Origin of the sequence: uncultured Aquimonas sp. (assembly GCF_937888285.1) — a bacterium.
In the GTDB taxonomy this organism is placed as follows: Bacteria; Pseudomonadota; Gammaproteobacteria; order Xanthomonadales; family Xanthomonadaceae; genus Aquimonas.
This window is the reverse complement of record NZ_CALART010000080.1, coordinates 56,376-65,103: the sequence shown is the minus strand read 5'-3', so window position 1 is coordinate 65,103 and position 8,728 is coordinate 56,376. Positions and strand designations below refer to the sequence as shown.

Genomic DNA, 8,728 nt, shown 5'->3' with positions numbered 1-8,728 from the left:
GGCGGCGGGCTCCTGCCCGCCGCGCTCAAGCCCGCGGGCAACCGGTGGTTGCCCGGCGCGCGGGCTTTCGCCCCCACTGCGCCCCGAGAACTACAACCGACTGACCCATTTCAAGCACTCCACATTGATGATCGTTTCGGCACCCCACCGTGGGGCGACGTCGCTTCTGGTCTCGGCTCCTGCCTCGACTCAGAAGCCGGCGGCGGGCTCCTGCCCGCCGCGCTCAAGCCCGCGGGCAACCGGTGGTTGCCCGCCACTGCAATTCATAGGGTGGGCCCTGGCCCACCGTGAGCGCGACTCCGGCCGCCATCTACGCGGGCGCCAGAAACGCCAAAGCCGGGGTACGAGACCCCGGCTTTGCGAGATTATCCGTGAATCGATGGTCGACCGCATCCCCGCGCGGCGACGCGCGGGTTCAGCGCACGAACTGCAGCGCCACCAGGCCCGCGATCATCATCAGACCGCCGATCTGCCTGAGCGCCCGTGCATCCATCTGCATCAGCCGCTCGGCCGCCTGTTTCCAGGCGGCGGGGGCCGCGAACAGCAGCAGACCCTCCAGCACCAGCACGAGGCAGAGGGCAGCGAGCAGGTCGGTCATGACTCCGCGCTCCAAGGGCGGCGCGCCCGGAGGCGCGCCGCTTCAGGTCATCAGCGCTGCGGCGACTGTTCGAAGAAGCGCAGGAACTCGGCGTCGCGGTCCAGCACCAGCACGCTGTCGCCACGCCCGAAGGCTTCGCGGTACGCCTGCAGGCTGCGATGGAAGGCATAGAACTCGGCGTCGCCACCGTAGGCCTGGGCGTAGATGTCGGCGGCGCGCGCATCCCCTTCACCGCGGATCAGTTCAGCATCGCGCTGTGCCTCGGCGACCAGCACCTGGCGCTGGCGATCCGCATCGGAACGGATGGTCTCGGAGATTTCCTGGCCTTCGGCACGCAGTTCGTTGGCCACGCGCAGACGCTCGGCGCGCATGCGCTGGAACACCGAGCCGATGACCTCGCTGTCCTCCGGCAGGTCGATGCGCTTGATCCGCACGTCGACCACTTCGATGCCCAGGTCACGCACGCGCTGGTTGCCGACATCGACGAAGCGCTGGGCCAGATCGCGGCGCTCGCCGGCGACCACCGCCTGCAGGGTGCGCTGGGCGATCTCGTTGCGGATCACTTCGGTGATGATCGGCAGCAGGCGCTGACGGGCCTGCTCCTCGATGCCACTGGTGGCGGTATAGAAGCGCTGCACGTCGGCGATGCGCCACTTCACGAAGAAGTCGACGTTGACGTCCTTCTTCTCGAAGGTGAGGTAGCGCTCGGGGCGCGAGTCCAGCGAGAGGATGCGACGGTCGAAACTCATCACGTTCTGCACGACCGGCAGCTTGAAGTGCAGGCCGGGCTGGATGTCGGTTTCCACCACGCGACCGAGCTGGAAGCGGATGCCGACGTGGCTCTCTTCAATCTTGTACAGGCTCGACAGCAGCACCAGCAGCACGGCCGCGGAGGCGATCAGGATCGAGGGTCTCATCGACGCATCTCCTCACGGGTCGGGCGCTCGGGTCGGCCGCTGTTGCGGTTGCGCTCTGCGGCGGACTGGGTTCGATTGGAGCTCGGCACGGACGGCTGCATCTGCGGCAGCGCTGCGGCTGCGGCAGGCAGACGCGACTGCGGGCTCTGACCGCCGTCATCGCCAACCGGCAGGTACAGCACGTTGCTGCCGTCGCCGGAATAGATGGTGCGGTTGTTGGCCAGCACCTCCTGCATGGTTTCCAGGTACAGGCGTCGACGGGTGACCTCGGGCGCCTTTCGGTACTCCTCGGCCAACAGGCGGAAGCGCTCGGCTTCACCGGTGGCGCGGGCGATGGCGGCCTCGCGGTAACCCTCGGCCTGGGTCCGCACGCGCGCGGCCTCGCCTCGGGCTTCCGGCACCACGGTGCTGCGGTAGGCCTCGGCTTCGCTCTCGATACGCTCCTTGTCCTCGCGCGCGCTGATGGCGTCGTCGAAAGCCTCGCGCACTTCCTGCGGCGGACGGGCGTTGGGAATGTTCAGCACCGTCACCTGCAGACCGGTGGTGTAGCTGTCCAGCGTCGCCTGCAGGCGGGTCTGCGCTTCGGCCGCCAGCGCCGCGCGCTCGCCGGTCAGGATCGCGTCCATCTGGCTGCCGCCGATGACGTCGCGAATCGCGCTCTCGGCCGCCTGCTTCAGGGTTTCCTCGGGCTCGCGGGTGCCGAAGAAGAAGTTCTTCGGGTCGCTGACCACGAACTGCACGCCGTAGTCGATCTGCACGATGTTCTCGTCCGCAGTCAGCAGGCGCACCTGGTCGGACACGCTGCGGACGCGGGTAACGTCGAGCTTCTGCACGCTCTCGATCGGGCTCGGCCACTTGAAGTTGGGACCCGGCGGCATGATCCGGTCGAACTTGCCGAAGCGCAGAACGACGCCACGCTCGCGCTCGTCGACCAGCACCACGGAATCGAAGATCGCCCAAGCGGCCACGGCCAGCAGCACCAGCAGCAGCAGGCCGCGACCCATCGGATCGCCGCCGCCATCGCCACGCCGCGGATCCTCACTGCCGCCACCGCCAAACACGCGATTCAGGCTGGCCTTGAGCTTGTTGAGGAAGGCTTCGACATCGGCACCCGGATCCTTGTTGCTGTTCCAGGGGTCGCGATCCTTGTCGCCACCGCCGCTGTTGCCGCCGCCAGGTTGGTTCCAGGCCATCGAGTGCTCCATTCGTGAATTTCTGCTGCCCGCAGGCGCCGCGGCTGCGGTCGCTTTGACGGGCGTGAATCCAAGGCGCCGGAGTGTAGCAGCCACCCGCGCGGCCTTCGTGGACGCGGCGTCGCGACAGGCTCAGACGCCGTCGGCGGTCCGCTCCCACTCCTCAGTGGGGGCATCGAGGGCGCCCGCCAAGCCCGCCCGGAACGCCGGGAACTCGCCCGCAAGTTTGGCCGCCTGCGCGCGCGGAAGGTCGATATGGAGCTGCCAGCCGGCCTCGTCCGCCTGCTCCGAGCGCACCGCGCCAAGGGCGAACAAGCGTGCGCGCAGCCGACCTTCGGCAGGCGCCAGCGCCAGCGTCTGGCTGATCCGTTCGGCCGCGAAGCGCTCGCTGATGGCTGCGCGCAGGATGTCGAGGCCCAGACCGTCGCGGGCCGAGACGAAGATGCGCTCGACGCCTTCCTCGATCCGGTCGCGCCGCGGCACTGCGCCCTCGATGCGGTCGATCTTGTTGAAGACCTGGATCTGCGGAATGTCCCCAGCGCCGATCTCGGCCAGCACGCTCTCCACATCGGCCACGCGATCGCGCAGCTGCGGGTCGGAGGCGTCGATGACGTGCAGCAGCAGGTCGGCCTCGCGCGCCTCGGACAGGGTCGAGCGGAAGGCGGCGACCAGTTCGTGCGGCAGATCGCGGACGAAGCCGACCGTATCGGCGAGCACCACCTCACCACAGTCGAGCCCAGAGAGCTTGCGCACCGTGGGATCGAGCGTGGCGAACAGCTGATCCGCCGCATAGATGCCGGCGCCGGTCAGCGCATTGAACAGCGTCGACTTGCCGGCATTGGTGTAGCCGACCAGGGCAATGCGCGGCACCTCATTGCGCAGGCGCGCGCGTCGCGCCTGGGCCTGCCGACGCTCGGCCTGCTCCAGCCGGCGCGACAGCACCTTGACCCGCTCGGCCAGCAGGCGGCGGTCGGTTTCCAGCTGGGTTTCGCCGGGGCCGCGCAAGCCGATCGAACCACCGCGCTGGCGCTCCAGATGCGTCCAGCCGCGCACCAGTCGCGTCGACATGTGCTTCAACTGGGCGAGCTCCACCTGCAGCTTGCCTTCGAAGCTGCGCGCGCGCTGACTGAAGATGTCCAGGATCAGCCCGGTGCGGTCGACCACACGGCACTGCAGGTGCTTTTCGAGGTTGCGCTCCTGGACCGGCGACAGCGTGGTATTCACCAACACCAGGTCGATGTCGTGCAGGGCGCAGAGCTCCTTGGCCTCGTCGGCCTTGCCGCTGCCGATGTAGAGCGCCGGGTTCGGTCGATCGACCCGGCCGCTGATGCTGGCAAGCACGGTCGCGCCCGCCGAACCGGCCAGTTCCGCGAACTCCTCAAGCGCATCGCTTTCGTCGCGGCCCGGCGCCTGCGGCTGGATCAGCAGGGCGCGTTCACCGCGCTTTTCGCGTTCAAACATGGCTCAAGCCCCGGGGCGAGGCGATCAATCCTGCTCGCCCGGCGCGTCCGACACTTCGCCACCGCCGGGGCCGATGCGCACGTTGCGCGCAGGCACGACAGTCGAGATCGCGTGCTTGTAGACCATCTGGCTGACCGTGTTGCGCAGCAGGACCACGAACTGGTCGAAGGACTCGATGGTGCCCTGCAGCTTGATGCCGTTGACGAGGTAGATGGACACCGGAACGCGCTCGCGGCGCAGGGCGTTCAGGAAAGGATCCTGCAGGGACTGTCCCTTGGACATGGTGGCTCCTTGGATGGGGATGTTCGATGTGCTTGTTGTTCTGTGCAGGGCCCGCGAAGGCCCAGGGCACGGTCTCCACCTGGGGGCGCACCCCAATGGCGGGGTGGCTCGGCGGCAACGCGTCGGAGTGTACAGCCTGCGCCGCGTGCCCAACCCCTGCCGTTTAGCGGCCGTGCAGCCCGCTCGCCAACCGCAGCAGGGACTCCGCGCGCCCGGCCTGGGTGTGGGGATCGATGTGGAAGGCATCAAGTTCCCCGCGCAGCCAGGTGAGCTGGCGCTTGGCCAGCTGGCGGGTGGCCGCGATGCCTTCGGCGAGGAATTCGCTGGCGCTGCTTTCCCCGCGCAGGTGGCGCCAGGCCTGCCGGTAGCCGACAGCGCGCATCGAGGGCAATTCAGGGTGTAGACCGGGTCGCGCGAGCAGGCCGCGTACCTCGTCAAGAAAGCCGCCTGAGAGCATCCGCTCGAAGCGCAGGGCGATGCGCGCATGCAGGAGCGCGCGATCGGCCGGGGCCAGCACCAGCTTCAGCACCCGCCAGGGCGGCCGCGGCGACAGCGGCGCATCAGCCTGCCAGTCGCTGATCGGCCGGCCTGATAGCCGCCAGACCTCGAGCGCCCGGCTAATGCGCTGTGGATCGCTGGGCCGGATGCGCGCTGCAGCCGGCGGATCGACGGCAGCGAGCTCGGCATGCAGAGCGGCCCAGCCGCGCGCCGCGGCATCGGCTTCGATGCCGGCCCGCACCGCGGGATCGGACGCCGGCATCGATGACAGGCCGCCGAGCAGGGCGCGGAAATACAGGCCGGTGCCGCCAACCAGCAGGGGCAGTCGGCCGCGCGCCAGCACCGCATCCACCGCCGCGCGCGCGTCGACGGCGAACTCACCCGCCGAATACGGCTGCTCCGGCTCGCGGATGTCGATCAGGTGATGCGCGATGCCGGCGCGCTCGGCGAGGTCGGGCTTGGCGCTGCCGATGTCGAGGCCGCGGTACACGAGGGCCGAGTCCACGCTGATGATTTCACCGCCGTAGCGCTGCGCCAGCTCGATCGCAAGGGCGGTCTTGCCGGAAGCGGTCGGACCCATCAGGGCCAGCACCAGCGGGCGCTCGCCTGCGGCGGCCATGCTCACGTCCGCTGGCAGCCCGCCAGCTGCAGGCGCTGCCCCGGCTTGATCAGGTAGCGCGGCCCGCGCACGCCATTGGCGCGGGCCAGCGACTCCACCGAGCACTGGTGGCGGCGGGCGATGCTGTGCAGGGAATCGCCGCTGCGCACGGTGTAGGTGCGGGCGGCGGTGGCGGACGCGGCCACCGGCTGCGAAGGACGGTTGGCCGCAGCAAGCGCGCGCGCAAGCTCAAGGCGTTGACCGCTGACGCAGTTCGCGGCATAGGCCTCGACCATGCTCTGCGGGCCGCGGATGACGGTGCCTGTGGGAATCACCGCATGCGGCTCGTAGCGCGGATTGAGGTTGCGCAGCACCCGGAACCAGCCGTCGCGGATGCCGTTCTGGCCGAGACACAGGGTCAGCTCGTTGAGCGTGCTCGGATGCGCGAGGGTGAAGCCGCTGGCCTGCAGATCGACCCGGGGAAACTCCAGCCCGACTTCCTCGGGGTGCAGGAACAGCCAGGCGGCGGCCAGCACCATCGGCACGTAGTCCTGGGTCTCGCGCGGCAGCTGGCCGAACACCTGTGCATTCCAGAAGGGCTTGCCGCCGGTGGCCTGGAAGATCCGCCGCATCCGACCCTCGCCGCCGTTGTAGGCGGCCAGCGACAGCTCGAGGTTGCCGTTCAGTTCGCGAAAGCGGTCGTTCAGGTAGCGCACGCTGGCGCGCGAGGCGAGCTGTGCGTCGAAACGGGTGTCGAAGCCGTCGACGCGTCCCAGGCCATAGCCGAGGCCGGTCTGGTACATGAACTGCAGCGGCCCGGACGCGCCGGCGCGCGAAACCGCATGCACCCGCCCGCCGGACTCCTTCGCCAGGATGCCGAACAGCAGGGCCTCGGGCAGGCCGGCCTGCTCGTACTCGGGCCACATCAGGTGGCGCATGTACTGGTAGTTCTCCCAGGCGGTGATCAGCTGCGGCCGCATCCAGGTGAGCCACTCGACCATCGCCGACTTCACCGGCGTGTTGAGCTCGATCAGCTCGCGCAGCTCGCGGCCGTTGAGCAGGGAAATCGAGCGCTGCGCCTCGGGCAAGTCGCCCAGCAGGAGCGAGGCCTCTACGGACTCGGGCGCGGCCTCCGGCTGACCGGCCTCGAAGTCCTCGCCCACCGCGAGGCCAAGCGCGGCGAGCTGCTCGTAGCCGGCCAGCACGCGCTCGGCGCCGCAGGCGGGTTGGTCGAGGCAGTCGCGCGCAACCGCACGCAGGCGATCACGGGCCTCGACCAGGAGCTCGCGCTCGACGGCCTCACCGGCACGCAGGCGCTCGGCCTGGACAAGCGCCTGCTCGAGGGCTTCATCAAAGTCCTGCTGGATGCGCACAGCGTCACCCGCTGCAGCAGGCGCAGTCGACCGCTGCGGCGCGCTCGCGCAGGCGGAGAGGCTCAGGGCGAGGGCGCACAGGACAAGGCGGGGCCAGCGTTGGCTCATGGGCAGGTCGGTTCCGATGGAGGGAGGGGCCAGGGCTGGCCAGCCCGGCAGTGTAAAGCGCCGCCCTGCCGCCACGAAGTCACGGCTATGATCGCCAGCGATTCCACGGCAGCGAGGCACGGATGGACAGGATCCTGATCGGCAAGGGCGAGGCGCAGGTCCACCTGCTGGCGAAATTCGGCAATCGCCACGGCCTGGTGGCGGGCGCCACCGGCACCGGCAAGTCGGTGACCCTGATGGTCATGGCCGAGGGCTTCTCGCAGCTGGGCGTGCCGGTGTTCCTTGCCGACGTCAAGGGCGACCTGGCGGGCCTGTGCCAGCCCGGCGCTCCGCACGAGCGGATCAGCCAGCGCGTCGAGCAGATCGGCATCAGCGACTACCGGCAGGAGGCCAGCCCGGTGGTGTTCTGGGACATCTACGGCGAGCTTGGCCACCCCGTGCGCTGCTCGATCTCGGAGATGGGCCCGACCCTGCTGGGACGCGTGCTGGAGCTGAACGACACCCAGGCCGGCGTGCTCGACATCGTGTTCAAGCTCGCCGACGAACAGGGCCTGCTGCTGATCGACATGGACGACCTGCGCGCCCTGCTCGGCTTCGTCGCGGAGAACCGCAAGGACATCAGCACCCAGTACGGCCTGGTCAGCGCGCAGAGCATCGCCGCGATCCAGCGCCAGCTGCTGCGTCTGGAGAACGACGGTGCCGAGCACTTCTTTGGCGAACCCGCGCTGGATCTCAACGACTTCATGCGCCAGGACATGTCTGGCCGCGGCCTCGTCAACGTGATGGCGGCCGACCGCCTGATCCTGAAGCCGCGACTGTATTCAAGCTTCCTGCTGTGGATGCTGTCCGAGCTGTTCGAGAACCTGCCCGAGGTGGGCGACCTCGACCGCCCGAAGATGGTGTTCTTCTTCGACGAGGCCCACCTGCTGTTCAACGACTGCCCGCCCGCCCTGCTCCAGCGCGTCGAGCAGGTGGTGCGCCTGATCCGCTCGAAGGGCGTGGGCGTCTACTTCTGCTCGCAGAACCCCGACGACATTCCCGGCACCGTGCTGGGCCAGCTCGGCAACCGCGTGCAGCACGCGCTGCGCGCCTTCACCCCGCGCGACCAGAAGGCCGTGCGCACGGCCGCCGAGACCTTCGCCAGCAATCCCAGGCTCGACGTCGCCAAGGTGATCGGTGAGCTTGGCGTCGGCGAGGCCCTGGTCTCGACCCTGCAGGACAAGGGCATTCCGCTGCCGGTCGAGCGCACCCTGATCTGCCCGCCGCGCTGCAGGATCGGCGCGATCACGCCCGAGGAGCGCCAGACCCAGCGTATGCGCAGCCCGGTGGGCGGCAAGTACGACACCGCGGTCAATCGCGAATCCGCCTACGAAATGCTGTCCAAGCGCGCCGAGGCTGCGGTCAGCGCCGCCCCTCCTTCGCCGCCGCCATCACCACCGCCGGTGTCGCGCCCGAGCGCAGGCGAGCGTCGACCGGCTCCCAAGCCCGCCGAGTCCGGTGGCGTCGGCCAGAAACTGAACGAATGGCTTTTCGGCACCTCGCGGCGCCAGGGCGCGGTCGAAGCCATGGCCAAGTCGACGATGCGCACGGTGGGCAACCAGCTGGGCCGCCAGCTGCTTCGCGGCGTGCTGGGCAGTCTCGGCGGCAAGCGCTGAACGCGCGCCCCACGCGCTTGTCAATGCCTTGACAGGGCATTAGAA

General features: G+C 69.2%; 8 protein-coding genes. 1 reads left to right on the top strand and 7 read right to left on the bottom strand.

Annotated elements, in window-relative coordinates; genetic code table 11:
- Positions 1-415: 415 nt before the first annotated feature.
- The 7 genes from Q0654_RS15300 to Q0654_RS15270 all read right to left on the bottom strand — a co-directional run bounded on the left by Q0654_RS15300 (position 416) and on the right by Q0654_RS15270 (position 7,028).
- Positions 416-598: a DUF2065 family protein gene (locus Q0654_RS15300; RefSeq protein ID WP_298855353.1), complete on the bottom strand. Its 183-nt coding sequence runs from the start codon at positions 596-598 to the stop codon at positions 416-418.
- A gap of 50 nt (positions 599-648) precedes the next feature.
- A complete protein-coding gene (gene hflC / locus Q0654_RS15295) occupies positions 649-1,515 on the bottom strand; it encodes a protease modulator HflC (protein WP_298855350.1) in 867 nt (288 codons plus the stop codon).
- A complete protein-coding gene (hflK, locus tag Q0654_RS15290) occupies positions 1,512-2,708 on the bottom strand; it encodes an FtsH protease activity modulator HflK (protein WP_298855346.1) in 1,197 nt (398 codons plus the stop codon). The genes hflC and hflK overlap by 4 nt, the downstream gene beginning before the upstream one ends.
- 132 nt (positions 2,709-2,840) lie before the next feature.
- Positions 2,841-4,169, bottom strand: a complete 1,329-nt coding sequence (gene hflX, locus Q0654_RS15285) for a ribosome rescue GTPase HflX (RefSeq protein ID WP_298855344.1) — start codon at positions 4,167-4,169, stop codon at positions 2,841-2,843.
- 24 nt (positions 4,170-4,193) lie between these two features.
- Positions 4,194-4,451, bottom strand: coding sequence for an RNA chaperone Hfq (hfq, locus tag Q0654_RS15280; protein ID WP_298855342.1), 258 nt, complete (start codon positions 4,449-4,451; stop codon positions 4,194-4,196).
- Positions 4,452-4,614: 163 nt separating this feature from the next.
- Complete coding sequence (miaA, locus tag Q0654_RS15275; RefSeq protein WP_298855340.1) at positions 4,615-5,568, bottom strand: tRNA (adenosine(37)-N6)-dimethylallyltransferase MiaA; 954 nt, start codon at positions 5,566-5,568, stop codon at positions 4,615-4,617.
- Between the two features lie 2 nt (positions 5,569-5,570).
- Positions 5,571-7,028: a transglycosylase SLT domain-containing protein gene (locus tag Q0654_RS15270; protein ID WP_298855337.1), complete on the bottom strand. Its 1,458-nt coding sequence runs from the start codon at positions 7,026-7,028 to the stop codon at positions 5,571-5,573.
- A gap of 122 nt (positions 7,029-7,150) precedes the next feature.
- On the opposite strand from Q0654_RS15270, the gene Q0654_RS15265 reads away from it, so the two are divergent.
- Positions 7,151-8,683 carry a helicase HerA-like domain-containing protein gene (locus Q0654_RS15265; protein ID WP_298855336.1) on the top strand — a complete coding sequence of 511 codons (1,533 nt, stop codon included), beginning with the start codon at positions 7,151-7,153 and terminating at the stop codon, positions 8,681-8,683.
- Positions 8,684-8,728 lie beyond the last annotated feature (45 nt).